Below are 25,506 nucleotides of genomic sequence, written 5' to 3' on the forward strand. Positions count from 1 at the left end.
GGGAGCGGGTGGCGGAACGGGCGCGGCCTTACTATCTGAAGCATCTGGAAAGGTGGGGTGCGGCGCTCCGAGCGAGACCATCTGAGACGTCAAAACAGGATTTTCTTGAAGGTTATTTTGAGAAATTGATTCACACAGAGGGAGTGCAGGCATTTCAGGCAAGGCAGGTGCTGGAGGCGATCCGGCTGGCTCACGAGGTGCTGTTGAACGAGGAGTGGACGAGTGATCTCGGAAGAGCCGGGGCGGGGGCGTGGATCTCAGAATTTCAGATTTCAGATTTCAGATTTTTTCTTTGGGGGGAATCGGGGGTCGTGGGGAGGGCTGCGCCCCCCGCGATGAATTGACCAAGGGGTTGCGCGGTCCTTTTGGGGTAAGGGAAGATGCTGGAAGAGGCCGGAAGATGCCGATTTCATAACCGGCGGTCCTATTGGGGGGACTGGTCGGAGGCAGGTGGCTGGAAGCCACCTGAACGGCCTGCGGCAGGATGCCGCAGCCACCTTAAGGCTCAGAACTCGGGCAGGTCGCGGCGCTCGGTCGGGACGATGGCGATGCCTTCGAGTTCGATGAGCCAGCCGGGGCGGCAGACGGGACCCTCGACCAGGACATAGGGAATGCCGGGGAGGCGGCTGCGCAGAAGCGCGTCGATGCGGCGCGCATCGGCCGGGTCGCGGAGGTAGACGAGCAGCGAGGCCATGTCGTGGAGGTCGGCACCACCGTCGGCGAGGAGGACTTCCACATTCTCGAGCGCGCGCTCGAACTGGCCGATGACGTCGCCGCGGTGGAGGATCTCGCCGTGGTCGTCGATGCTGGCGGTGCCGGAGATGAAGAGGTGCTTGCGGTCGGCGTAGGCGATGGCGGTGCCGCGCTCGAAGGTGACGCCGTAGTCGGCGGTCGGGCAGAGGTGGTCGGTGGCGGTGAGGAAGCGGATCTGCGCGGGCTGCAGGCCGGCGATGGTGTAGGCGTCCATGCCGACCTTGGCGTCGCGCTCGGGCAGGCCGCCCTGGATGCCGGTACTGGAGATGTAGTGGGTGTCGGCGGTGAGGCCGCGGGTTTCGAAATACTCGCGGCGGGCATCGACCAGGCCCTGGTAGTCGGCATCGATCGCGCCGACGTACCACCAGGTGCGGACGACGTGGTCGGCGAGGTTCAGGCCGCGGCTTTCGAGCCAGTGGTCGTAGTCGACGAGCACGCGGCGGCTCTGGGTGTGGGAGTCGGCCGGGCCGTGGGCGGTGAGGCCGCTGCTCCAGTGGTGGGTGAGGTCGCCGCGGGTCCACGAGCAGTCGGGGCCCGAGCGGGTGATCCGGGCGGGGCCGTCGGGGGTGTCGACGTGCCAGGCCCACAGGGCCAGCTTGGCGGCGGGCGCTGGCGGCTGGCCGACGAGGGAAAGCGGCTGCCATTCCGGGGTCTCGAACCAGTCGCGCTGGTTGAGCACGTCGCTGCAGAAGATGCGGCGGAAGACGGCGCCCCGGGGCGAAATGCCGGCCCGGGCGAGGGCGCGGAGGTAGGCTTCCTTGAGCGTGGTGAGCGGATCCGGCGGGTCGCCGACGAGCTGGATGGTGATGTGGTGCTCGGTGACGCCGCCGGCCCCGTGGAAGCGGGCGAGGCCGATGCGGACGGGAAGATCAAGGGCATCGACGCGGAGCCATTCGACGGCGGTTTCGCAGGCGGGCATGGTGGCGGGTCGGCGGTCGGGTGGCGTGGCTTTCACGGGGTGCGGTCGGGTGTGATGAGAACGGGCAGGGCCGGCAGGGAGTTGTTGGGAAACCTGGCATTGGCGATGCGCTCGCCGTTCTTCGCCGGGTAGGTATCGAGGATGAGGTTGAAGCGCTCGCCGGCGGGCAGATCGGCCGGGGCGTGGATCTCGATGCGGAACCCGTCCCGGGTCGCCTCGGGCCGCGAAACGGTGAGCCCGGCGGGGGCGGCGCTGGGTTCGAGGGCGATGCGGGGGGCGAGGTCTTTCCACGCGCGGAAGCGGACCACCGCCGAACCTCCGGCAGGCAGCTCGATCGGCCCGTCGCCGACGCGGGCGACCGGCGCCGCCTTGCCGCGTGCCTGCACCAGCCATTCCGCGGCCGGAACGAGGTGGCGCCAGAGGAAGGCCTGCATCCGGTCGTCGGTCGGGAGCGCCTCGCGGGTGAGGGTCCCGCCCTCGAGGGTGGCCGTGCCGAGCAGCTTCGGCTCGAACAGGCCGGGCCGCATTTTCGGCGGCAGATCGAGGGTCAGGCGCACGCCGTCCGCGCCGGCCGGGATGACCGCGCCGGAGAGCTTCCAGGCTTGCGGCGCATCGGCGAGCTGCAGGCGGATTTCGCCGTCGAAGCCGTCGCGCCGGAGCACGTGGACGGAGAATGGCGTGCACTTTCCGGCTCCGGACGTGATCGCCGAGGGGCTGACGCGGAGCTCGAAGTCGGGCTGCCGGGGGGCGACGCGCAGCCGGTAGGCGAAGGCCGGGCCGCCGGCGCGGCGGGTGTCGGCGATGCGGATCCACAGCGGGCCATCGCTCGGTGGATCGAGGGTGAGCCGAGGGTCGGCGTGATGGGTCAGCAGCCCCTCGTCGAGGTGCAGGTGGCCGTCCTTGGTCATCGAGTCGTCATTCCAGGCAACCACCTGGCCATCGCCGGTGGCGACGTGGACGACCGCATCGAGCGGCGAGCCGAGACGGCGGGCGACGACCTCGACGGAGAGCGGGTGGCCGGCGCGGGCCTCGACGCGGTAGATGTCGATGTCACCGGGCGGGTCGATGCGGCCGTTGGCAATGGCGGGGAACGGGATTGGGTTGGCGGCGGGCGGGGGGTCGGGAGACGATGGCGCCGCTTGCCGGGTACGATCTGTTGAGGGCAACGGGGCAGGATGCCCCGGCCACGGGTGGTTGGGCTCGCTTTCCAAAACCTCCGGGAGGTCGGAGACGGCGTAGTCGAAACCGCGGGTGTCGGGCAGCTCGTAGCGGCGCACCGGGGGGCCACCGGGGGCGGTGTCGAGCGCGAGGGTCGATCCCTTGAGGTTCCACCCGCGCAGGGCGACCTTGAGCGGCCGGCCGGCCCGTCCGCCGAGCGGGAAGCGGGAGCCGACCAGGGGCAGCTCGCCGAGGGCGATGCGGTAAACGAAGTCGTCGCGGCCGCGGTAGATCGAATCGCGGACCTCGAGCGTGTAGAGGCCGTCCTCGGGCACGCGGAAGGTCAGGATGGGATCGGGGTCGTGGCGGAAATGATCGGCATGGGCGACCTCGCGGCCGTCGGGACCGCGGACCGCCATCACCATCTGGAACCAGCCCGGCACGGCATCGGCGAGGTACGGGATGAGCGAGCGGGCCGCGCCGTCGAGGACCAGCTGCTGGCCGCGTTCGGCCCGGAAACGGATGCGGTCGATGTCGCCCGGCTGGATCTGGCCGTTGACCACGCAGGGCAGCTCGAGCGGCGGCGTTTCGGGGGTTTCATTCGGCTCGAGCTCGGAGCTTTCCGGCAGGGTGCCGATGTGGAATCGCAGCGGGTTCGAGATGCCGTTGTTGGCGATCAAGCGCAGCTCGCGCGGCCCGGGCGCGGCATCCGGGGCGGCCGTGATCTCGATGGACACGGTTTCCTCGAGATGGCGGGCCGGCTGGAGGCGGTCGCCCCGCTTCATGAATTCCTGCCAGTGGCGCAGCTCCGCCAGCGAAAGGGTCGGCAGGCGATCGACCAGCGGGTGCTCGGGCGGCTTCGCCTCGGGCTTCGGCTTGCCGTCCTCGCCGGGCATCAGCTGCTCCGGCTTCGGCGGCGGCTTCTCCTCCATCAGCTCGGCGCGGCGGCGGGCGACGAGATACTGCAGCACCTGGCGCTGGTCGCCGCTCATCTGGCGCAGCGAGCGGTAGGTGCCGGTGACCCGGGCCTCGACGCCGCTGCCCGAGATGCGGACCTCGCGGACCGAGCGCAAGGCGCGACCGCCGACCAGCACCTCGGTGGTGGTGCCGCGGGGCGCCCCGGCGGGATAGACAAACCCGGTGGCCGGCTCCCACGACACGCTCTGGCCCCGCGCCGGCACGGCGGCGAGGAAAAGCGGCAGCAGGAAAAGGCGTGGCTTCATCGGTCGGGTCACATGATTTCGCGCAGGCGACCGTCGCCGCGCGGGAAGCCGTCGATCCCGGCGGGCATCACCTTGAGGTCCTCGCCGAGGGGGTTCGGCAGCGGGCCCTCGGGGTCGATGCCCATGCGCTCGAGGATGCTGCCGAGCAGTTCGTTCGGATACACCGGGCGGTCGGCGACCTCGCTACCGGTCGAGTCGCTGGCACCGACGACCTGGCCGCCGCGGAAGCCGCCACCGGCGAGCAGGGCGGAAAAGCAGGCGCCGAAGTGGCCGCGGCCGCCGTTCCACGGCGGCTCCCACTGGATCTTCGGCGTGCGGCCGAACTCACCGCCCCACCAGATGATGGTGCTGTCGAGCAGGCCGCGGCTTTCGAGGTCGGAAATGAGGGTCGCCAGCCCGGCATCCATCTCCGGCAGGTTGCGGTCCATGGTCTGGAAGTGCTGCTTGTGGGTGTCCCAGCCCTTGTAGTTGATCGTGACGTAGGGCACGCCGCGCTCGACGAGGCGGCGGGCCATCAGGCAGCTCTGGCCGAAAGTACTACGCCCGTAGGAGTCGCGCACCTCCGGCGACTCGGTCGAGAGGTCGAAGAGCTCGCGGGCCTCGCCGAGGATGAGTTCGTAGGCCTTTTCCTCGCACTGCTCCTTGTGCCGGAGGGCCGGGTCGCCGGGCAGGGCGCGGCCGAAGGTGTCGAGCTCGCCGAGCAGCTTGCGGCGCTGCTTCTGGCGCTCGTCGGTGATGCGCGAGGAGACGATGCCCTCGACCTCGAAGCGTTCGCGGTTGGGGTCGCCGCCGGTGGCGAAGGGCTTGTGGGCGGGGCCTAGGAAGCCGCACTCGGAGAAGCGGCCCTGCGGCGAGGTGAGCACGACGTAGGGCGGGATGAGGTCCTTGTAGCCGTGGTCGTAGCCCTTGAAGAGCGAGACCAGCGCGCCGAGGGAGGGCCACAGCAGGCGGCCCGGGGGGTGGCCGGTCTGGACGGCGTAGGAGGCGGTTTCGTGGGCGTTGATCCCGTGCGTCATGCTGCGGATCAGCGAGAAATGCCGGGCCTGTTCGGCGAGCAGCGGCAGCTTCTCGCAGATGCGCACGCCGTCGGCGCGGGTCGCGATCGGCGAGGTGTAGGGGCCGCAGTAGTCGCGGCCGGCGTCGGGCTTGGGGTCGAAGCTGTCGAGGTGCGACGGCCCGCCCCACATCCAGATCTGGATCACCGCCCTTGCCGGGGCGGCGGACGCCGCCGGAGCTACGGCAGGCGCCGTACTTTTGCCGAGGAGCGGGTGACCGCCGAGCATCAGGCCGGCGGTGCCGAAGGCGCCGCGCACCAGCATCCGGCGGCGGGTCAGGTTTCCGAAGTCCGGGTTCATGGCATCAGTGGCGGTGGAGGAATTCCTTGGAGTTCACCAGCGCCCACACGAGGTCCTCGAGTTGTTGCGGCGGCGGGGGCGCGGGGGCGCGGGTGGCGGCGCGGTCGCCGAGCGCGGCGACGCTTTCGCGGTGGGTCGGGCGGCGGGAAAGCAGGCTGAGGTAGACCGCCTCGACCACCTGGTCGGCCTTGCGGCTGCCTTTGCCGCGGGTGAGGGCGCGCAGTTTCGGCGAGCGGGCGAGGCGGTTCTGGAGTTCGGTCGAGTTGAGCAGGTAGAGCATCTGGGCGTCGCTGACCTGGTTGTTGCGCTCGAGGATGTGGCCGCTGTCGCGGCTCGAGCGGCCGAACATTTCAAGGAACGGGCTGGTGATCGAGCCGTCGGCGAGCCGCACCGAGCGGGCCGAGGGCGGCACGTGGGTGAAGGGCTCGGGGATGGGGCTCATGTAGCCTTCGCGGGTGCCGGTGAGGTCGCACAGCGTGTCGAGCAGCACCTCGGCCTCGAGCCGGCGGACCGGATAGGCGGCGAAGAGTTCGGCGACGCGGGAGCTCTCCGAGCGCGGGATGGACGAGAGTTGATAGAGGCGGGAATGGAGGATGCGCCGCAGCAGCTTGCGCGAGTCGTAGCCGTCGGCCGCGAAGGCCTGGCCGAGGTGCTCGAGCAGGCCGGGAATGGCGGCGGGGTTCTCCGGGCGCAGGTCGTCGGGCTCGTGGACGATGCCGCGGCCGAAGACCCAGGCCCAGACGCGGTTGGCACCGGCCTCGGCGAAGCGCGGCTGCGCGATGAGCCACGCGGCGAAGGGCACGCGGCCATCCTCGCCGGGCGCGACGTGGATGACGTGATGGTCCGGCAGGCGGACATCGAGGGCATCGAAGCAGGCCGGATCCGGGCAGACGATTTCCTCCTTCCACTCGGCGGTCGGCTTGAAGGCGAGGCGGGCGAAGATTTTCCCGAACTCGGTGCGGATCGGCTGCGGCCAGTGCTCGATGCGGCAGCCCATGAAGGTGAGGGCCACGGCGGCCGCGATCGGCTCGGGACCCTTGCCGGGGACGGCGCGGTAGAAATTCACCGCCGGGTCGCGGAAGTTGCTGCCGCTGGCGGTGAGCATCTCGGTTGCCATCTCGTCGTAGGGACGATTGGCGGCAACCTGCTCACGGATCCAGCGGTGGTAGGCCTGGACGGCGTCGGGCCAGAGGTTGATCGGGAACTCCGACTTCACCCGCAGCACGTCGCACCAGTGCATGGTCCAGTAGTCGACGTGGTCGTCGCTTTCGAGCAGGCGATCGATCAGCCGGGAGCGGCGGTCTTTCGACGGGTCGCGGAGGAAGGCGCGGGTCTCGGCGAGGGTCGGGATGCGCCCGGCGACATCGAGATGGACCCGGCGCAGGAAGACCTCGTCGGAACACGGCAGCGCGGGCTCGACCCCGGCCTCGCGCATCGCCGCGAAGGCCAGGCGGTCGATTTCGCTCGGAGCGACCGCGAAACGATCGGTCTCGAAGGGCTGGACGGGCCCGGATTCAACGGCCGCGACCCACCCGGAGCTCATCCAGGCGATCGCCAGCCAGATAATGGAGATCGGTTTCATGGCACGCGGCACCATCCGGACCGGTTCCCGGATCAATCAGAGGATACGCGGAGTCCTTCCATTTACGATCAGCGAGAGTGCGCAAATTTCGCGGAAGGCTGTGCGTCAGGCGAGGCCGCGGAATGCCGGGAAACGCGCCGGGGAGCGGTCAGCGGCGCGGCAGCAACGGGGGCTCGGCGAGGGGCTCCGGCATATCGTAGGGAAGGCAGCGCACCTCGCCCGAGTCCCGGTCGGTGAAGTAGAGGCGGGATTCGGAAAGCGCGTCCGGGTTGCCGTCGGCCCAGAACGCGTCGAATCCTGGATGGGCGTGGCGGGGTCGGCGGACGTAGCCGTGGTTGGAGGAACTGCCGTGGGTGAGCTCGCGGGTTTTCTCCCAGCTCCGGCCCTGGTCGTGGCTGACCCAGACCGCGATTTCGCCCCCGCAGCCGTGCCGTTGCGGCCCCGGCTCGGTCGGTCCGATGATCCGCCACATGCCGTCGCTTTCGAGATCCAGCGAACCTGTGTCGTAGTTGTGGCCGGAATTCGTGACTTCGCGAAAGGCCCACCTGCCGCCCGTCCAGTGGGCCAGGGTCCAGGTGCGGGGCGCTCCGGCCGGCCCCGGCAGATGGCTCGCACTGGTCAGATAGAGAATGACCGGGCGGCCGTCGGCATCAAAGCCGATGTCCTTCATGTAGACGAGGCGACCCTCGGCGCGATAGTCCCGCACCAGTGCCGCGCCGGCGGGGTCCACGACCGGTGTCTCGACAAGTACGCCGGCTGCCGTACGCCACGATTTCCCGCCATCATCGCTCTGCAGGAAGTACAGGTTCGTCCGGCGGTCGACGTCGCCCTCCGGGTGCCGGTTGAAGGCGGTGATCACCCGACCGTCGCGCTCGTTGCTGACCTGGTAGTGACCTCCCATCGCCGCCAGCTTGCGGTCGCGTGACCATGTTCCGGTGGCCGCATCGCGGGTGCTCCAGTAGAGCTCACGACCGCCGGTGTACTTCGTGAAAAGAAGGAGGGCCTTCCCCTCTGCGACCCACCACGGCTGCGGATAGGTGAACTCCCTTTCGGCGACGTGCTCGAACGAGGTGATGTCGTGGGGCCGGGCCGATCGATAGACGTGGCCGGGGCGCTTGCGACCTCGGCCGCTGACGAACACCCACAGGTGGCCCGCGGAATCGATCTGGAGGCTCGGGTTGTCGTGGGGGTCGTCGACACCCTGCTTGTCGTGCACGACCACCGGCTGCGGCACCATCCTGGTCCTATGGTCATAGTAGGAAACCATGGCGAGCAGGTGGCGTTCGTGCTTCGCGGTGGTGCCGCCATAGACGAAGAAGGTCTTTCCCGCTTCCGGCGCATGGACGGCGAGCGGGCGGTGCTTGGCCGTGTAGGTGCCGAGTCCGCCGGAATACTTCGAACCGAATTCGGAGCGCTGGCCGAGGTCGAACCAGATGCCCCGGTAGCCGGCGATCCGTCGCGGCTCGCCCTGCTTCACGAGTTTCTCCCCGGCAATCGCCGGGGCGGCGGCCAGCAGCAGCGCGGACGTCACCCGCCGGCACCATCGATCCCCTGCCCCGCTCCGGAACCGCATCCTCAAGGAAGTGGGGGTGGTCCTTCCGCGGGCGGTGCCGGGGGCGCCGGCGCGGCGGCACGCGGCCGCTTGAGCATCGAGACGATTTCAATCGTGGCACCGTTGCCGGTATGAACGCCGATGGCCGAGACCAGTTCCCAGCCGTCGGCCCCATAGTGATTCAAGACCTGTTCCACCGCTTCCGCCTTCACCTCCGGCTTGAACACGCCCGGAATCGGAACCTTCACGACCTTGTATTCCCATGCCATGATCTTGGATTGTTGGTTGGACCCCGGCGGAACCGGCCACCCTGTCTAACCGCCCCGCTTCGGGCTGTCGAGGGACATCGGGGCGCCGCTCAGAGAAAGAGCAGCAACCCCATGATGCAGAGCCACGCGATTCCCTGGCAGGCGACAACGACGGCGGAGTGGAGATCGGGCTGCGGGTCGCGATGGGCGCGGACCATGAAAAGCCCGAGGGCGGTGGTGCCCGCCACGGCGGCCAGCAGCAGGAGCAGTAGGACAGCAAGAAGAGGCGAGCTCACCATCGCGGCAAGGAGGCCGAGGAGGAAAAAGACGGCCACCGCGGCAACGAGGACAACCGCCATCGCGAGGATCACCCCGCAGGCGCGGTTGGCCGATGACGGCAGCCAACGAAGCGTGGCATCCGTTTCCGGATCCCCCTCGACGTCGGCGGTCGAGCGCCAACTCCTCACGACCAGCGCGAACACCGCGGCGGTCAGCAGCCCGGTCAACGCGAGATGCGGAAGCAGCCCGAACCGCAGGCGCAGCGGATCGAGGGCCAGGGCGATCAAGCAGGCGACGACCAGCACACCACAGAGCAAGGGCACAGCCAGAGCGATCGCCATTGAAACGCGCCCCGGACCGCGCTGCTCCGGCAGGTCCTCGCGTTCGGCAAGTTCGGGATCCGAGTGAACCACCGGAACGCCCCAGTCCGGACAAGGACCCCAGAGATGGGCGGCGTGAAGGTGGACCACCTCCGCAAAGTGGCCCTGGTCGCGGAGTCGGGTGGCGAAGATCGCCGCATCGGACAGGGTGCTGAAGCGGGTGATCATCGCCTTGCCATCCTGAACGGGAACGCGGGAATTGTCGATCCGGAGTGACGGGGGGTGTCACTGAAAGTGGTGGGCATGGCCGGGACTTGTCGGCCGGAGGGTCTTCCCGGCGTCAGGATATCGGATTCGCCAGCGAAGCCCTATGAGGACGTCGGTCCGCCCTTACGACCTGTGCTTTCTCCCGGGCCGACGCCGGCCGACAGACATCCCCTTCTAGACTGCGGCGATTGATCGCCGCTTTGGCGAAGCATTTCAATGCGAGCCGGGCCACCGGCGATGAATCGCCTCCATCAAAAGCGGCGATGAATCGCCGCACTCTAAATTTCCCGGAGGCTCTACTTCGCGAAATCCTGAGGCCGGGGAGTAGGGGAGGAACACCGGGCCTGAAACGTCCGGCCGCCGACCGCTGCTTCGCGGTCTCCCCAACCGCTCTGCCCACCACTTTCAGTGACGGGGCGCTGGGAACGCCTTGGGAGCAACTCTGGGCAACCTGTTGGAAACCTCCGACAAGTTCGGGTCGCGCCGGGCTTGCTCGCTTTCGTGCGTGGGTTGTTCCGAACAAGTTGGAGCCGTGGAATCCCCTGCCCCCTAAGTGGAACCCGATTTTTCCGCAGTTGTTCGCAAGATGAAGAAGAAGAATCTCATGGGTACCTCAAAAGACTCTTCTTCTACCTTGGGCATAACTCGGGACTGCAGCAGTGGCGCTTGGGAAAGCGCCCCTCCTTCAGATGAGCATCAGGGCCGGCTGCTCGATGAGCTTCTTGACCGCGGCCAGGTACTCGGCGGCGACGGCACCATCGACGACGCGGTGGTCGCAGGAGATGCCGAGATTCATGCGCAGGCCGGGAACGACTTGGCCATCCTTGACGACCGGCTTCTCGATGGCACCTCCCACGGAGATGATCATCGCCTGCGGCGGGTTGACGATGGCGTCGAAGCTTTCCACCCCCCAGGCGCCGAGGTTCGAGACGGTGATCGTGCCGCCGTCGAATTCGTTCGGCTTGAGCTTCTTGTCGCGGGCACGGACGGCGAGGTCCTTGACCTCCTTGGAGATCTGCAGCAGCGACTTGGTTTCGGCGTTCTTGATGACCGGAGTGACGAGGCCGTCCTCGACCGCGATGGCGACCGACATGCCGACGCTGGCAAAGCGCACGATGGCGTCGCCGGTGAACGAGGCATTCACCGCCGGCACCGTCTGGGCGGCGTTGATTGCGGCCTTGAGGATGAAGTCGTTGACCGAGTACTTGTTGCCGTGGGTCTGCTCGGCCTGGGCGTTGATCTCCTTGCGGAGCTTCATCAGGGGTGCGGCATCGACCTCGGCGTGGAGATAGAAGTGAGGGATCGTCTGTTTCGAGAGCAGCAGGCGGTCGGCGATGATGCGTCGCATCGAGGTGAGCTCGATGGTTTCGTCCTGCTCCGAGACCACCGGCTGGATGGCCTGCGGGGCCGGTGCGGTGGCCTTGCTCTTGGCGGCGGCGGCGAGACCGGCGGCGGCGGCGGCCTGTCCGGACGGCTTGCCGGTGCTGCCAGCGCCGTTGGCGGCAGCTTCGACGTCGGCGCGGACGATGCGTCCTGCGGGACCGCTGCCGTTCACGTTGGCGAGGTCGACCCCGAGCTCGGCGGCCACCTTGCGAGCCAGCGGTGAGGACTTGATGCGCTCGCCCTCGGCACGGGTCGGTGCGGGTTTGGATTGAGCTTTTTCGGCGGGAGCGGAGCTCGTTTCGGCCGCGGGTGTTTCCGCCGGCTTGGCATCCTCCCCGGCATCGGCGCTTTCAGCCGCGTCGCCCGACCCGGCGGCGGGACCACTGCCATCGCCGTCGAGCACGGCGAGCACGGCCCCGATGGGCGCCTTCTCGCCTTCCTGGACTTCGATCGAAGTGATCGTGCCTTCATCGAAGGCCTCCATCTCCATGGTGGCCTTGTCGGTTTCGACTTCGGCGATCACGTCGCCGATCTCGATTTCGTCTCCGACCTGCTTGTGCCATTTGATGAGGGTTCCCTCGGTCATCGTGTCCGAGAGCTTGGGCATTTCGATATTCGTGGCCATGAATGTGGTGTGGGAAAAGCGCTTGGGCGCAGGCTTGTGCAGGGCGGGTTGGTTTTCCAGTGTTTTTCCTCCTCGTGGGGAGAGAATAAAAAAGCGGAGCTCCCGCGAGGAAGCTCCGCCGTTGAAAAACGATCGGGTCGTTCAGGGAACGATCGACTTCATGGTCGGGATCAGGCCGACGTGCGGGCTGCCGGTCGGTCCCTGGGCGGTGGCCATCTTGATCGCCTGGTCCATGTCGGATCCGCAGCAGCCGTCCTGGAGCCAGTAGTAGCGGGTGCAGCCCTGGCAGCGGACATACTTGGTGCGGGTGCGGGTCTCGTAGCGGGGCACCTTCTTCTCGGTGACTTCGACCAGGCCGCTCTTCGCATCGAGCACGGTTTCCTCGCGGACGATGTCGTAGGCGCCGCAGACCCGGGCCTGATAGGTTTCCTCATAGCTGCCGGCGACGAACGCCTTGCGATCGGTCATCGAGCAGGAGCTGAGGCCGAGGATCAGGCCGAGGAGGGGGAGAAGTAAGGAGAGTGTCTTCATGGTTCTGATTTTTTTAGAAGAGGCAGCAGCATGAGGTGGCGGCAAGAAAGCAGACGGCCACGAGCGCCAGCCGGACAAGGAGCTTCATCACGGCGGCGATGCTAGACCTCTCCCCGGACGAGGCAACGAAAAAGGTAGCCGGGATCCTGTCATCATCTCGGGGAGTTCCGGCCGCGGGGCGGCCCTTGATTTCAAGTGGTCCGCAAGGGGTCCGGGCTGAAGTTTGTGTCGAGCCGGGAGTGAGCGGCTTTCCGCTCAGCTCGACTGGAGCACCTTTTCGACGATCCGCTTCGGATTGGGCAGTTGATCATTCTCGACATGCGGCGAGTAGATCGCCGGGGCATCGAGGGTGGTCACCCGCGTGATCGGCGCGTCGAGATAGTCGAAGGCGTGCTCCTGGATGAGGTGGGAAACCATCGCGGAAACCCCGCCGAAACCCTTCGACTCGTCGACCAGCACGGCGCGGTTGGTCTTGCGCACGGTCTCGAGGATGGCCTCCTGGTCGAGCGGACGGATCGAGCGCAGGTCGAGCACCTCGGCGGAGATGCCATGTTCCGACTGCAGCGTCTCGGCGGCCGCCAGGCAGTGGAGGACCGAGCGGCCGTGGGCGATCAGGGAAAGGTCGGAACCCTCGCGCTTCACGTCGGCCTTGCCGAGCGGAACCACGTGGTCGCCCTCGGACGGATCGGGCACCTCGCCCTCGGTGCCGTAGAGCAGCGTGTTCTCCATCACGTAGACCGGGTCGTTGTCGCGGATGGCGGCCTTCATCAGGCCCTTGGCGTCGGCCGGCGTCGCCGGCGCGCAGACCTTGAGGCCGGGGAAGGCGGCGAACAGGCCCTCGGGAATGTGCGAGTGGGTCGCGCCGACATTGGTGCCGCCGTTGGCCGGGCCGCGGACGACGATGGGCACGTTGATCAGGCCGCCGGACATGTAGCGGACGCAGGCGGCGTTGTTGACGAGCTGGTCGAAGGCGACCGAGTGGAAGGACCAGAACATCAGCTCCATCACCGGGCGGACCCCGAGCATCGAGGCCCCGATGCCCATGCCGATGAAGCCGGCCTCGGAGATCGGCGTGTCGACCATCCGCTTGCAGCCCCACTTCTCCCACAGGCCCTCGGTGACCTTGTAGGCGCCGTTGTACTGGGCGACCTCCTCGCCCATCACGACCACGTTTTCATCGCGGGCGAGTTCCTCGTCGAGTGCCTCGCGGATCGCGTGGCGGTAGAGCATCTTGCGTGACATGGGGAAATGCGTCGTTGGCTTGAACTACTACGTTTGCCGTAGAATCAGTCGTTGAAGAAATGGCGGCCGATCTTCGAGGCCTCGGTGTTGTGGTCGGACTCCCAATAGACGTCGTCCATGATGGCTTCGACCGTCGGCGGGTCGGACTTCTCGGCGAACTCGATCGAGGCGGCGGCCTCCTCCTTGGCGGCGTTGTCGATCTCCTTCGACTTCTCCTCGGTCAGCACCCCTTCGTCGAGCAGGCGCTGTTCCCACAGGCGGATCGGGTCGTGGTTCTTCTTGTACTTCTCGATCTCCGCCGGCGTGCGGTACTTCTTGGCGTTGGCGTCGGCGACACTATGACCGTAGTAGCGATAGGTCGCGATCTCGATGATGCTGGGCTTCGACTCCTTGCGTGCCCGCTCCATCGCGATGTTGGCCTTGGCGCGGACCTGGTAGAGATCGGAGCCGTCGACGAGGTCCCACTCCATGTCGTAGCCCTCGGCCCGCTGGGCCAGGCAGCCGCGGAAGGACGAGGAGCGTTTCTGGGAGGTTCCCATCGAGTAGCCGTTGTTTTCGATCACGTAGACAATGGGCAGCTCGAACAGGGCGGCGAGATTGAGCGACTCGTGGTAGGCGCCCTGGTTGACCGCGCCATCGCCGAGATAGCACATCGCGCATCCTTCCAACTCCTTGTATTTCAGTCCGTAAGCAAGACCCAGGCCGAGCGGGGTCTGGCCGCCGACGATGCCGTGGCCGCCCCAGAAGCCCTTGTCCGGGGCGAAGTAGTGCATCGAGCCGCCCTTGCCCTTCGAGCAGCCGGTGGCCTTGCCGTAGAGCTCGGCCATGCATTCGTTCATGCTCATGCCGAGCGCGAGCGCGTGGCCGTGGTCGCGGTAGGCGGTGATGAAGTGGTCGTTTTTCCCGCGCAGCGAGACGGTGCCGACGGCGACCGACTCCTGGCCGATGTAGAGGTGGAGGAAGCCTCCCATCACCCCCTTGTTGTACATCTTCAGGGAAGCCTGCTCGAAGCGCCGGATCCGGGTCATTTCCCGGAACAGGTGAATCTTGTCATCGGCGCTGAGGCTCTGGTTCACCGGGGAGCCGGCGAAGTCGAGTTGCGGGGAATCGGCGGACGCAAGGGACATGGTCGGGGCGGCAATAGAGGAGGTTCAAGCAAAGGCGCAAGCCTTATCGAAGGGATGGCGCCGGGTCGGTCGTCGCGGCCGTGGCCGGTGCCCACGAACTCCGGGCGGCCAGGAAGAGGCCGGTGAAGAGGAAATTGGCCACCGCGAGGTTGCGGAGGAAAAGCCAGGTCGGGCCGAATCCCTCGGGTCCGGTCCACTGGGCCTGGAGGAAACCGACGGCGTTTTTCGCGTAAAGCGGATCGAAGAGGAAGGAGACGGTGTTCGAGAAGAAGTAGAAGAGCCCCGCCGCGGCAAGCGAACCGCCGAGCATCGCCAGCGTGCCGGGGTGGCGGCGCAGCCAGAGGCCGAGCGCGATCGCGCCGACGAGACCGACGGCGATTCCGGCGTGGTGAGGGCCGACCATCGGATAGCCCTGGACCAGGCTGACCATGGGGTCGGTGAGCACCCAGGCACCCAGCGGCAGCAGCCAGGCCTTGGCTCCGCGGAGGAAAACCAGACTGCAGAGCAGCAGGGCGGGAAGCGGCGAGAAGTTGGGCAAATAGCCGGAGGCACTGATGAGTCGGAAGACGACCAGCAGGGCGACGAGCAGGGCGGCGGCAATCCATGGGCGGCGCATGCCCCTTCCCTGCCCCATCGACGCTCCCGGTGCGAGCCGAAAATGTTGCGTTTGCGGGGCTGGCGGGGCATGAGGGGGCATGGATTGGGATCAGTGGACCGAGTTGGCATGGCAAAGCCGCGGGCGGGCGCACGCCCCCTACTCCGGGTTTCAGGTCGGAGCGGTGGTCGTCGGCACCGGAGGCGAGGTCTTCGCCGGCTGCAACGTCGAGAACCTGTCCTACGGGCTGACCATCTGCGCCGAGCGCGTGGCGGTCGGATCGGCCGTGGCGGCAGGAGTGACGGAAATCATCGCCGCGGTGGTGGTGGCCGAGACCGAGCAGCCGGTCTCGCCCTGCGGGGCCTGCCGCCAGGTGCTGGCAGAATTTGGCGATCCGGAGCTGCTGCTGGTCGGCAGGCACGGCAGCGAGCGCTTTCGGCTGAGCGAGCTGCTGCCGCGGGCGACGACCGGGATTCTGGATCGGTCGTAAGTGGCCAAGCCGAGAGCGCTTGGCCACCCTGCCCCGTCTCCAAGGCGTTCCACGTGGAACAATTGGCAGGCTTGTGTCGGGAGAAATTCCGTCTAGCGTCCCGGCCCCGCGATGTTCCGCTATCCCACTGCCTACGACGTTCTGGTGATCGGTGCCGGCCATGCCGGTGCCGAGGCTGCCCTCGCGGCCGCGCGGCTGGGATGCCGGGTGGCGGTGCTGACCCAGAACCTCGACACCGTCGGCCAGATGTCCTGCAATCCGGCCATCGGCGGACTGGCCAAGGGACACATGGTCCGCGAGATTGACGCCCTCGGCGGATCGATGGGGCTCAACACCGATGCGACCGGGATTCAGTCGCGCATGCTCAACGCTTCGAAGGGTCCCTCGGTCCGTGCGCCGCGGACCCAGTGCGACAAGAAGGCCTACCAGTTCCGGATGAAGTGGATCCTCGAGAGCACTCCGGGGGTCGAGCTGCATCAGGGCAATGTCGCCGAGTTGCGGGTGGAGAAGGACCGGGTGGTTGGGATCCGCACTTCGCTCGGCATGGAGATCGATGCGGCGAGCGTGATCCTCTCGGCCGGGACTTTCATGAAGGGGCTGATGCACGTCGGCCTGAAGAATGAAAAGGGTGGTCGGATGGGCGATGCGATCTCGACGGTTTCCGACTCGCTCAAGGCGCTGGGGTTCCACGTGGAACGTTTCAAGACCGGAACCCCCTGCCGGCTGCACGGCCGGTCGCTGGATTTCGGGAAATGTGAGCGTCAGGATGGCGACACCCCCCCTCCCCGGTTTTCCTTCATGGCCGACACCCTGCGCCGCGGCCCTGATGACCTGTTTACCCTGAACGACTGGGCCGACCCGGCGTTCCACATGGAACAATTGCCCTGCTGGATCACCTACACCAACGCCCGCACCCACGAGGTGATTCGCGACAACCTCGACCAATCGCCCATGTACTGCGGCAAGATCGAGGGCGTGGGGCCGCGCTACTGTCCGTCGATCGAGGACAAGGTGGTGCGCTTCGCCGAAAAGGACCGTCACCAGGTCTTCCTCGAGCCGGAGGGCCGGCACAGCCACGAGTACTATGTCAACGGCGTCTCGACCTCCCTGCCCTACGAGGTGCAGCTCGACTTTCTCCGCTCCATCCCCGGACTCGAGCGCTGCGAGATCCTGCGTCCGGGCTACGCGGTGGAGTATGATTACTGTCCGCCGACCCAGCTCCACCCGACCTTGGAAACGAAGCGGGTCGAGGGGCTCTACTTCGCCGGTCAGATCAATGGCACCTCCGGCTACGAGGAAGCGGCGGGTCAGGGCCTGATCGCCGGTGCCAATGCCGCGCTCAAGGTGCTGGGCCGCGAGCCCTTCATCCTGCGGCGGGATCAGGCCTACCTCGGGGTGATGATCGACGATCTCGTGACCAAGGGCTGCACCGAGCCCTACCGGATGTTCACGAGCCGGGCGGAGTTCCGGCTGCTGCTGCGCCAGGACAACGCCGACCTGCGCCTGACCCCGGTGGCCGCCGAGATCGGCCTGGCCGCTGGTGAGCGGGTCGAGCGGGTGCACCGCAAGCAGGCGGATCTCGAGGAGGCTCTCGCCTGGGCCCGGAAGGAGAATCACGACGGCATCAAGCTCGACCATTGGTTCCGCCGCGGCGGCAACGAGTGGGCGAAGCTGCCCGAAGATGTCCGCGGCAAGTTCCACGTGGAACTTTGGCCGCTGATCGAAACGGAGTTGAAGTACGAGGGGCACCTCGAGCGTCAGCACCAGCAGGTCGCCAAGATGGCGCGGTCGGAGAACAAGCGCATCCCGGCGGATCTGGACTACGCGGCCATCGGCGGACTGAAGAATGAGGCGCGCCAGCGGTTTTCGGAGTTGCGTCCGGCGACGCTGGGTCAGGCCGGCCGGATTCCCGGAATCACGCCGGCGGACGTCGCGGTGCTGGCGGTGTGGTTGGAGAAGTCCGCTGCGCGGCAGTGAGAGGCAGAAAGTGGGAAGTGGATGGCGGCGGGCTCGGTATTATAGACTGCGGCGCTTCAGCGCCGCTCTGGACACCGGGCTTTAGCACGGGTGTCTTTGTCAGTGGGTTCGGGCCGGTCGAGCTCCGTGGGCCGGCCGAACTCCGGTCGGTGCTGAAGCCCCTCCTGAGAGCGGCGATGAATCGCCGCAGTCTAGACAAGGCCGCCGGGGCCTCGAGAGAATGAATCGCCAACCACCCATGGCTCCCTTTCCAATGATCCGCTCCTGGTAGCGGTCGAGGCTGTTCTGGCTGGGCGTGCCGGGGTTCGTGTTCCTGGTGTGGTTGTGGCTCGGCTTTTCGAAGCGCTACTGGGGCTTGGGCTACACATCCATCGAAGCGCCGGCTGTCGCGAAGATCTCGACTATCGAGTCCTTTGGAGGTGCACTTTCGATCAGCCAATTTGAGTATGGCTTCGGGTTGAGTGGGCCAGTCTCTTATGGCTGGGAATGGCTCGTCGAAGACATCGAAGACGACGATCTAAGCGGGTATTTTTCTGTCCGGCCAGCGGGGTTCGCAAGCGACAGCAACGGGTGGTCTGCATGGCTCGATTGGTGGGTCATGATCGTCCTCTATGCTGGTGGATGGGCGGTGTCTCTATTTCTTTGGCAGCGACGCAAGAACCGCCGCCGTCTGGGAGAGACGAGTATGGACCATACAAACTTGTCTACCTGACTTGAATATCTGGCCTTCAGGGCCTTGTGGCGGTGGTGGACGGGGGATTTTGAAGATGCCGATTTCATCATCGGCGCTCCTCATTCTACCGCCACTCCTTTGGCAACCTAACTGGCTTACCATCAGGCATTTGCACGAGTGCCAGCGCCTGCTTGGCGGTGATCAGGAGGTCATCATCGGCCTCGCGGCGCATCTCGAATTCGCACCAGAAGCGGGCGGCGCCGACATCGCCGAGTTTGCCGTGGATGGTGAGCCAGTCGCCGAGTTTGGCGGGACGGCGGTAGTCGATCTCGGTGCGGGTGACGACCGGGAAGAGCTTCGTTTCGGACATCGTCCGCAGGTCCATGCCCATCTTGGCGGCGAGACGGGTGCGGCAGGTCTCGATCATCCGCAGGTAGGCGAGGTTGTGGACGACCTGGCCGCAGTCGGTGTCGAAGAACATGACCTCCTCGCGGGTGGTGATTTCGATGGTCTCGCTCACGGGCCGGAGCATGAACCCCGATGGGGTCGGGCGCAATGTCCGCTTGCGAGTGGACGTAAGGGGCCGGTAGATTGTGACCGTGATTCGATGCTTGGTGCTGGTGGCGGCGATGGTGACCTCGGCCCTGGGGGTCTTCGTGCCCCCGCAGGAAGGTGGCGCACCCTTTCGCCGCGACAAGCTGCCGGTGGACGTGAGCACGATGACCGGGCTGTCGCAGCAGCTGGTGACGCTGGTGGGATCCGCCGATGGCGACGCGCCGGCGGATGAGCGGACGCGGGCGCAGATGATCGCGTTGGCGCTGGCGCTCGATCCGGCCAACCGCCAGGCCCGCGATCTGATCGAGACGATGGAGGAGGGCGAGCAGGCCGATTCGCCGGACCGCGAGGAATTCAAGACCGCCCTGAGCCGGTCGTGGCATCTGCTCGGGTGGCTGGAGCAGCCGGAGGCCGGGGCCGATGGACAGGCTTTGGCAAACTGTCTGGTGGATGTGCTGGTCCGGGTGGATCCGCATCACCCCAGTGCGGGCGGGCGGGGAGCAGGCGAGCGCGGCCAATGGAACGGCTGGGTCGCCGATCTCGCCGCCTTCCAGCCGAAGGCCCCCGAACCGGTGGAGCCCGAACCGGAGCCGGAACCCGAGAAGCCCACCGATGCGACGCTTGTCTTGAATGAAGCGAGCGTGCGCGTGCCGCTGTGGGTGACCGAGGAGCGCAAACCCGAGCCGGAATTGCGGATCGTTCCCCTGCAGGTCAAGGCGTGGATCCAGAAGGAGGCATCGGAGGGGGGGAATGGCGAGGCTCTCCGGAATCCGAAGCGGCTGCGCATTTCGGGGCCGGAGCGAGGTCCGGGACGGGGAGACCATTGGATCGCCGAGCGACTCATCGCCCCACTCGAGGCCCGCCACGGGTCATTGCCCGACCACCTTGTCTTCCGTTTCTCCATCGCCGACGAGCTGCGATTCCACCCCGACAACCATGAAGCGGCCACCGGCGCGATGCTGGTGGCGGCGGACACGCTTTTCTCCGGAGACGAGCACTCCGGGATCGTGCTGGCCGAGCTGGGCGACGACGGAACCATCGGGGTGCCGACCGGTTTCTGGAACACCCTGCGCACCCTGGCCGACAGTCGGGGCGGGACGCTGGTGTTGCCGGAGGAGGCTCTGAACTACCTGCCGTCCCTGCTGACGCTCGACAAGCCCGAGTTCTTCTTCGACTACGAGGTGCTGGTGGCACCGGACGCCTCCACCCTCGTCGATCTGGCGGCTGCGGACCCGCCCGAGCGCGTGGTCGAGGCGCGAGCGGCATTCGATGCGGTGCGCGCGGCACGCGGGACCCGCTCGCTGGGCGGCTTCGTCGGGTATGACTCGACGCGCGAGCGGCTGGGCCAGGTCGTGGAGCTGGTGCCCGAGCATGCCTCGGCCCGGATGCTGGCTTTGCGCGGCACGTCGCAATGGCCGCGGCAGCTCAACCGGGAGATCTACGCGCGGGAGATCCGGGCATCGTTGCATCCGATCCAGCTCATCTATCAGAAACCTTGGGAGCAGATCCGTCTGGATGACTTCAAGCTGGCGGACGAGGCTTGTCGGGAAGCCCTCCGCAAGCTCGAGAAGGTCCACGGGTCGATGCAGGATCGGGAGGACCTTTACGACACCGCGATGAACACGGTGAAGACCATCGGCAGCGTGGAGACGGCCCTGCGCCGGGTCGAGGAGGACTATGAAATCCGCCGGGCCGTGCTGCCCACGCTGAAGAGCTACGTGCAGACGATGAAGCTGCTCACCGCCGCCATTGGCGACGGGGACGACTACACCATCCCGTTCGAGAAACGTTGGGAGGACGACTGAGAGAGTCCACCCGTCCCGGGCTTTTGCCTTTCCATGCGGGGTTCCGGGCTATATCCGAAAACCATGTGGTCGAAGCGAATTCTCGGGCTCGTCGTCGGTGCTGGATTGGGTCTCGGATCGCTCGCGCGGGCCGACAGCTACCGGCCCCCGGATCTGGAGAAGGAGATTTTCGACGTCGACAAGGTCGAGCTCGACCGTTTCGACCGGTCCGGCGCGGTGAGTTCGCTCGTCTCGGTGGCGCGGGATTTCGATTCCGAGGACGAGGTCGATTTCGAGCTGCGCTCGCACGCGCTGGCCATCGCGCACCGCCTCGACAAGGACAACGATAGGCTGGCGGACGTGCTGGCGCAGCTGAAGGAAAACGGCCAGACCCTTTCGGAGTCGGCCGACCGCAGCCGGGTCAGCCGCCGGCTGGCCAGCGCGGTGCGCGCCCTGATGCGCAAGCAGGACAACGAGGCCAACCAGATCTGCGCCGCCTACATCGCCGACATCGCACTGCGCCTGGATCCGGACGGATCGTCCTCCGAGCGCCTGGAAGAGGCCCGCGACAAGCTGGAGGAGGCCGGCCACAAGGCGAAGTGGACCGGCATGCTCGGCTCGCCGATCCGCCACTCCCTCAATCCCTGGGAGCAGGAGCAGGCGGTCTTTGAAAAGAAGGAAGTCGAAATGCCGGGCGGCAAGGGCGATCGGTTCGCGCAGCCGCAGAGCCGGGTGAACGGGCTCGTCGTCCGCCAGCTCGGCAATGGCAGCCTCGCCGGATCCGCGTCGATGGTGAATGCCACCGCGCTGCGCGAAGAGGACGTCGACGACCTGCTTTTCACCTTCAACCAGGACGTCGGCCCAATGATGGGAGGCTGTCTGGAGGAGGTGATCAAGTTCCTGCGCATCCGCTACGACAGCGATCCCGACAAGATTCCGACGGGCTACAAGATCGAGTTGGGCTTCCAGGACAAGTACGTGCCGAAGGACGGCCCCTCGGCCGCGACCGCCTTCACGCTGGTGCTCGATTCCCTGTTCTCGGGCGTGGAGCTCGATGACGACTTCGCCTGCACCGGCGACATGACGGCCGACGGCATGGTCCAGCGCATCGGCGGTGCGGCCGCCAAGATCCGCGGGGCGACCAAGCGCGGCTGCCGGATCGTCGGCATCCCCGAAGACAATGCCGGCGAGATCGGCGACGTGCTGCTGCTCGACGGCATCGACCAGTTGCTCGACATCCAGATCTTCACGCTGAAAGACTACGACGAGGCCCTCGAGATCGCCCGCGCGGACAAGCCCGAAGAGATCGTCGAAACCCTCGGACTCTTCCGCCAGGTCGCCGACGCGGTCAAGGACGCCGGGCCCGATTCCCTGGGCAAGTCGGCCGTGCAGACCCGGCTCGAGGCGGTGATGAAGCGCATGCCCAACCACCTTTCCGCCAGGCTGCTGCTCGAGAAAGGCCAGGGCAAGGCACCGGAGGTGCTCACCGTCCAGGGCACGATGAGCCAGATCGAGATCACCACCTCCGGCACCCTCCGCAATCTCGGTCGCGCGATCTTCACCAGCAAGATCGACCCGGACGGGGGCGACGCCTTCGACTTCGACAAGGAAACCGTGAGCGACGCCGAGGCGGCGGTGGACGAGCTCGACAAGCTGGCCCGGGCGATCGATCCGCGGCTGAAGGACTACCACGCGGCCGTGACCGCCGTCTGCAAGGCGGTGGCCGGAGGTCCCGGGGACGGCGAGTCCGGCAAGGACTTCGGCGCCCGGCTCGGCGGCAAGCTCGAGACGGTCGGGAACACCTACCGCAAGCTGATGGAAGACCCGGAAATCCTCGAGGATATGGGACTCTAACAGAACAAGGTCCGCTCATCTAACAGTAATTATGAACGAAGGCCTGCGTCGACTGCTGCAACTGGCGACCGTGTTCGCGGTCGCCTTTGCGGTCGTCTATTTCATTCGCAATGGCCCGGACGGGCTGAAGTCGCTCTTCGGAGGCGAACCGGCTTCCTACCGGCCGGAGTCGTTCACCCTGCCGCAGAAGGCCCCCTTGGAACTCGACGACGTCGAGTTGCTGTCGCGGCTCAACGACGAGTATGCCCGGCTCACCGATGCGGTGGTGCCGTCGGTGGTGAGCATCGACACGGCGGGTGTGCGCACCGAGCGCCTGCTCGACGGCTACGGCCGCCAGTTCGTCCGCCCGGTGCCGACCCAGGGCCAGGGCTCCGGGGTCATCGTGACCCACGAGGGGCACGTGGTGACGAACCACCACGTGATCCGCGGCCAGCAGGAGATCCAGGTGCGGCTGCACAATGGCCGGGTCTTTCCCGCCACGCTCATCGGGGACGATCCCTTGCTCGACATCTCGGTGCTCAAGATCAAGGGCGAGGCGGAGTTCCGGCCGCTCAAGTTCGGCGACTCGTCCGGGGTCCGGCGCGGGCAGATCGTCTTCGCGGTCGGGAATCCCTTCGGGCTCGGCGAGACGATCACCCAGGGCATCATCTCGGCGATGGAGCGGTCGCTTTCCGACACCCAGCGCGACCTCTTCCAGACCGATGCGGCGATCAATCCCGGCAACTCCGGCGGGCCGCTGGTGAATCTCCAGGGCGAGATCATCGGCATCAACTCCGCCATCTACCGTCCCGACGACCGCGTGAACTCCGGCTTCCAGGGCGTGGGCTTCTCGATTCCGTCCAACGACGTGCGCGACGCGCTGCAGGCGATTCTCGAGCGGGGCCGTCCGATCCGCGGATTTCTCGGTGTGCGGATGCTCGACCTCGATCTCGACCCGGGTTTCCGCCGCCAGATCGGCTACAAGGGTCCGGGCGCCCGGGTGGTCTCGGTCAGCGCCGGCTCACCGGCGGAAAAGGCGGGCCTGCGCCCCAGCGACGTGGTCGTGAGCTACGATGGCGAGCCGGTCGATTCGATCTCCGAGATGTTCACCCTCGTCCAGCGCTCGCGGGTCGGCGAGACGGTGGAAATCGAGGTCTGGCGGGATGGTCGCACGCAGTCGATGACGGCGGTCATCGAGGAGGCGCGGGCCGCGATGCCGGAGCCGGAGGAGTCGTCGTCCCCGGGCCCCACCTCGCGGCTCGAGGTGGCCGATGTCCTGCGCAAGGTCGGCATCGTGACGCGCAACCCGAACGACGGACGGATCGGTGTCACCGTCAGCGAGATTCTCAGCGACTCCCTGGCGGCGGGAAATGTGATCGTCGGCGACCGGGTGGTCGGGATCAACGGCATGACCGTGTCTTCGGTGGAGGAGTTCGAACGTCAGTTGGTCGCCTCGGCGGCGGCCCAGGCCACGACCCTGCAGATCGTCCGTCGCAACCGTGCCGTGCGGGTCACCCTGCCCTCGCTCTCCGCCCCGGAATGAGGCCGACGAGGTTTTTCACCGAGATTTCCGCTGGTTGACGCTATGATCATGAAGCACCGCCGCATCGCGGGTTGATCCCGGCCTTGCCGGTCGCTTTGTTTCCCAAGCCCCTTCCGATCCCATGTCACGATCCCAACTTCCCTGGCTCTTCGCGGCGCTCGTCATCGGCGGGGTCGTCACGCTGCTCTTTCTCAACCGTCAGCCCGACATCGAACCGCCGCCGCCGGTTCCCGTCATCGTTGAACGACCCTCGATCGAGGACCCGGAGCCGCCCAAGCCGCCCATTCCGGCGCTCACCGAGCAGGAGGTGGATACCCCGTCCGATCCCGCCGAGGCGCTGAGGAACGCCGGGGTCGGGATCTCGAAGCGGAATCCCGCCGAGTTGATGGCCGAGATCGGCGAAGCCCTCGAAAAGGGCGACCTGGCCGCGGCGGCCCGCCTGATCGGGTCGGACGCCCTTGACGAGTCCACCCGGACCAAGCTCGCCGCCCTGGCCGCCGCCGGACCGCTGCGCTTCGCCCGCCCGAATCCCGCGCGCGAGGTCGGCGAGATGGAAATCAATGCCCGCACCCGCTGGGCGCTGCTGCTCGACGGCGCCGAGCCCGGCCGCGACCGGTTGTTCTTCGACCTGGTCCGCGAGAATGGTGGATGGCGGGTGGGGTCGCTCACGCTGCCGCCCGGCCCGGGGGAGGCGGTGCCGCGCGCGGTCCTCGTCGATTCGCTGGGGATCGCCGACGCCTTTCTCCAGGCCGCGTTGCGCCAGGAGTTCGAGCGGGCGAAGGAGTTCGTGGATGCCGACGAAGTCTCCGATGCCAAGATCGCCGGCCTCTGCATCCTGTTCGAGGAGGGGGGCTACCAGCTGCGCGAGCAAAAGGCGCTGCGGGCGATGTTCCAGCGCGAAAATCTCGCCGGTTACCTGATCAACGTGCTGGCCGGCGACGGATCGGAGATTGCGCAGTTCTCGATGACGGTCGGCCGGAACGACGCGGAGTCCGACTGGCTGGTCCGCGAGATCAACCTCGACGAACTCCTGGCCGACTACGCGCGCCGCGTCGGCGGTGGCGACGTGTACTACACCCCGCTGCTCAAGAATCCCAAGGGTGGCGACACCCTGGTGCTCTACTTCGACTTCGATGCCGACACGCTCACGCCGCGCACGCAGCGCCAGCTCGAGATCGTCGCCGACCTCTTGCGCATCGATCCCGGGAAGAAGCTGACGATTTCCGGCCACACCGATGCCCTCGGCACCGAGGACTACAACGAGAATCTCTCGGCCCGCCGCGCCGAGGCGGTGAAGAACTTTCTCGTCGAGTGCGGCGTGACGCAGGTGCAGATCGAAACCGTTGCCAAGGGCCAGACCTTTCCCCGCCGCCCCAACTTCACCGAGGACGGCGAGGACAACCCCCGGGGCCGCCGCGCCAACCGCCGCAGCGAGATCTATCTCGATTTTTGAAGATGGTGGATGGTAGATGGTAGATGGTAGATGGTAGAT

Annotated in this window: 20 protein-coding genes and 1 pseudogene; 8 read left to right on the top strand and 13 right to left on the bottom strand. The window is 66.9% G+C overall.

What is annotated here, in order from left to right; genetic code table 11:
• Positions 1-344 (top strand): annotated as a pseudogene (locus ACG2LG_RS20715) (hypothetical protein); the annotation flags it as partial.
• Positions 345-505: 161 nt separating this feature from the next.
• On the opposite strand, the gene ACG2LG_RS20720 reads toward ACG2LG_RS20715, so the two are convergent.
• The 12 genes from ACG2LG_RS20720 to ACG2LG_RS20775 all read right to left on the bottom strand — a co-directional run bounded on the left by ACG2LG_RS20720 (position 506) and on the right by ACG2LG_RS20775 (position 15,180).
• Positions 506-1,708, bottom strand: coding sequence for a Rid family hydrolase (locus tag ACG2LG_RS20720; RefSeq protein ID WP_396262277.1), 1,203 nt, complete (start codon positions 1,706-1,708; stop codon positions 506-508).
• Positions 1,705-4,053: a hypothetical protein gene (locus ACG2LG_RS20725; RefSeq protein WP_396262279.1), complete on the bottom strand. Its 2,349-nt coding sequence runs from the start codon at positions 4,051-4,053 to the stop codon at positions 1,705-1,707. Before ACG2LG_RS20725 ends, ACG2LG_RS20720 begins: the two co-directional genes overlap by 4 nt.
• Positions 4,054-4,061: 8 nt before the next feature.
• Complete coding sequence (locus tag ACG2LG_RS20730; RefSeq protein ID WP_396262280.1) at positions 4,062-5,408, bottom strand: DUF1501 domain-containing protein; 1,347 nt, start codon at positions 5,406-5,408, stop codon at positions 4,062-4,064.
• A gap of 4 nt (positions 5,409-5,412) precedes the next feature.
• A complete protein-coding gene (locus ACG2LG_RS20735) occupies positions 5,413-6,990 on the bottom strand; it encodes a DUF1553 domain-containing protein (protein ID WP_396262281.1) in 1,578 nt (525 codons plus the stop codon).
• 148 nt (positions 6,991-7,138) lie between these two features.
• Positions 7,139-8,521 carry a BNR-4 repeat-containing protein gene (locus ACG2LG_RS20740; protein WP_396262283.1) on the bottom strand — a complete coding sequence of 461 codons (1,383 nt, stop codon included), beginning with the start codon at positions 8,519-8,521 and terminating at the stop codon, positions 7,139-7,141.
• A 44-nt stretch (positions 8,522-8,565) separates the two neighbouring features.
• Complete coding sequence (locus ACG2LG_RS20745) at positions 8,566-8,811, bottom strand: DUF4177 domain-containing protein (protein ID WP_396262284.1); 246 nt, start codon at positions 8,809-8,811, stop codon at positions 8,566-8,568.
• An 89-nt stretch (positions 8,812-8,900) separates the two neighbouring features.
• Positions 8,901-9,617, bottom strand: a complete 717-nt coding sequence (locus ACG2LG_RS20750) for a hypothetical protein (protein WP_396262286.1) — start codon at positions 9,615-9,617, stop codon at positions 8,901-8,903.
• Between the two features lie 724 nt (positions 9,618-10,341).
• Positions 10,342-11,664 (bottom strand): pyruvate dehydrogenase complex dihydrolipoamide acetyltransferase, encoded by a 1,323-nt coding sequence (locus ACG2LG_RS20755; RefSeq protein WP_396262287.1) that lies wholly within the window; start codon positions 11,662-11,664, stop codon positions 10,342-10,344.
• 141 nt (positions 11,665-11,805) lie between these two features.
• Positions 11,806-12,195, bottom strand: a complete 390-nt coding sequence (locus ACG2LG_RS20760) for a hypothetical protein (protein ID WP_396262289.1) — start codon at positions 12,193-12,195, stop codon at positions 11,806-11,808.
• A gap of 255 nt (positions 12,196-12,450) precedes the next feature.
• A complete protein-coding gene (locus ACG2LG_RS20765; RefSeq protein ID WP_396262290.1) occupies positions 12,451-13,437 on the bottom strand; it encodes an alpha-ketoacid dehydrogenase subunit beta in 987 nt (328 codons plus the stop codon).
• 44 nt (positions 13,438-13,481) lie between these two features.
• Positions 13,482-14,564, bottom strand: coding sequence for a pyruvate dehydrogenase (acetyl-transferring) E1 component subunit alpha (pdhA, locus tag ACG2LG_RS20770; protein ID WP_396262291.1), 1,083 nt, complete (start codon positions 14,562-14,564; stop codon positions 13,482-13,484).
• A gap of 43 nt (positions 14,565-14,607) precedes the next feature.
• Complete coding sequence (locus ACG2LG_RS20775) at positions 14,608-15,180, bottom strand: DUF6580 family putative transport protein (RefSeq protein ID WP_396262292.1); 573 nt, start codon at positions 15,178-15,180, stop codon at positions 14,608-14,610.
• Positions 15,181-15,259: 79 nt separating this feature from the next.
• Between ACG2LG_RS20775 and ACG2LG_RS20780 the strand changes: the two genes are divergently transcribed.
• From ACG2LG_RS20780 to ACG2LG_RS20790, 3 genes are all read left to right on the top strand, one after another.
• A complete protein-coding gene (locus ACG2LG_RS20780) occupies positions 15,260-15,649 on the top strand; it encodes a cytidine deaminase (RefSeq protein WP_396262294.1) in 390 nt (129 codons plus the stop codon).
• A gap of 111 nt (positions 15,650-15,760) precedes the next feature.
• A complete protein-coding gene (mnmG, locus tag ACG2LG_RS20785; RefSeq protein ID WP_396262296.1) occupies positions 15,761-17,626 on the top strand; it encodes a tRNA uridine-5-carboxymethylaminomethyl(34) synthesis enzyme MnmG in 1,866 nt (621 codons plus the stop codon).
• Positions 17,627-17,933: 307 nt separating this feature from the next.
• A complete protein-coding gene (locus ACG2LG_RS20790; RefSeq protein WP_396262298.1) occupies positions 17,934-18,338 on the top strand; it encodes a hypothetical protein in 405 nt (134 codons plus the stop codon).
• A gap of 85 nt (positions 18,339-18,423) precedes the next feature.
• Here ACG2LG_RS20790 and ACG2LG_RS20795 read toward each other — a convergent pair whose 3' ends face one another.
• Positions 18,424-18,819, bottom strand: a complete 396-nt coding sequence (locus ACG2LG_RS20795; RefSeq protein WP_396262299.1) for an acyl-CoA thioesterase — start codon at positions 18,817-18,819, stop codon at positions 18,424-18,426.
• A gap of 79 nt (positions 18,820-18,898) precedes the next feature.
• On the opposite strand from ACG2LG_RS20795, the gene ACG2LG_RS20800 reads away from it, so the two are divergent.
• The 4 genes from ACG2LG_RS20800 to ACG2LG_RS20815 all read left to right on the top strand — a co-directional run bounded on the left by ACG2LG_RS20800 (position 18,899) and on the right by ACG2LG_RS20815 (position 25,467).
• Positions 18,899-20,659 (top strand): hypothetical protein, encoded by a 1,761-nt coding sequence (locus tag ACG2LG_RS20800; protein WP_396262301.1) that lies wholly within the window; start codon positions 18,899-18,901, stop codon positions 20,657-20,659.
• Positions 20,660-20,722: 63 nt separating this feature from the next.
• Entirely contained in the window at positions 20,723-22,492 is a 1,770-nt protein-coding gene (locus ACG2LG_RS20805; protein ID WP_396262303.1) for a S16 family serine protease, read from the top strand.
• 31 nt (positions 22,493-22,523) lie between these two features.
• Positions 22,524-24,014, top strand: coding sequence for a trypsin-like peptidase domain-containing protein (locus ACG2LG_RS20810; protein WP_396262305.1), 1,491 nt, complete (start codon positions 22,524-22,526; stop codon positions 24,012-24,014).
• Between the two features lie 121 nt (positions 24,015-24,135).
• A complete protein-coding gene (locus ACG2LG_RS20815; RefSeq protein WP_396262306.1) occupies positions 24,136-25,467 on the top strand; it encodes an OmpA family protein in 1,332 nt (443 codons plus the stop codon).
• The last annotated feature ends 39 nt before the right edge of the window (positions 25,468-25,506 follow it).

The organism is Haloferula sp. A504 (assembly GCF_044385805.1).
Lineage (GTDB): Bacteria > Verrucomicrobiota > Verrucomicrobiia > Verrucomicrobiales > Akkermansiaceae > Haloferula.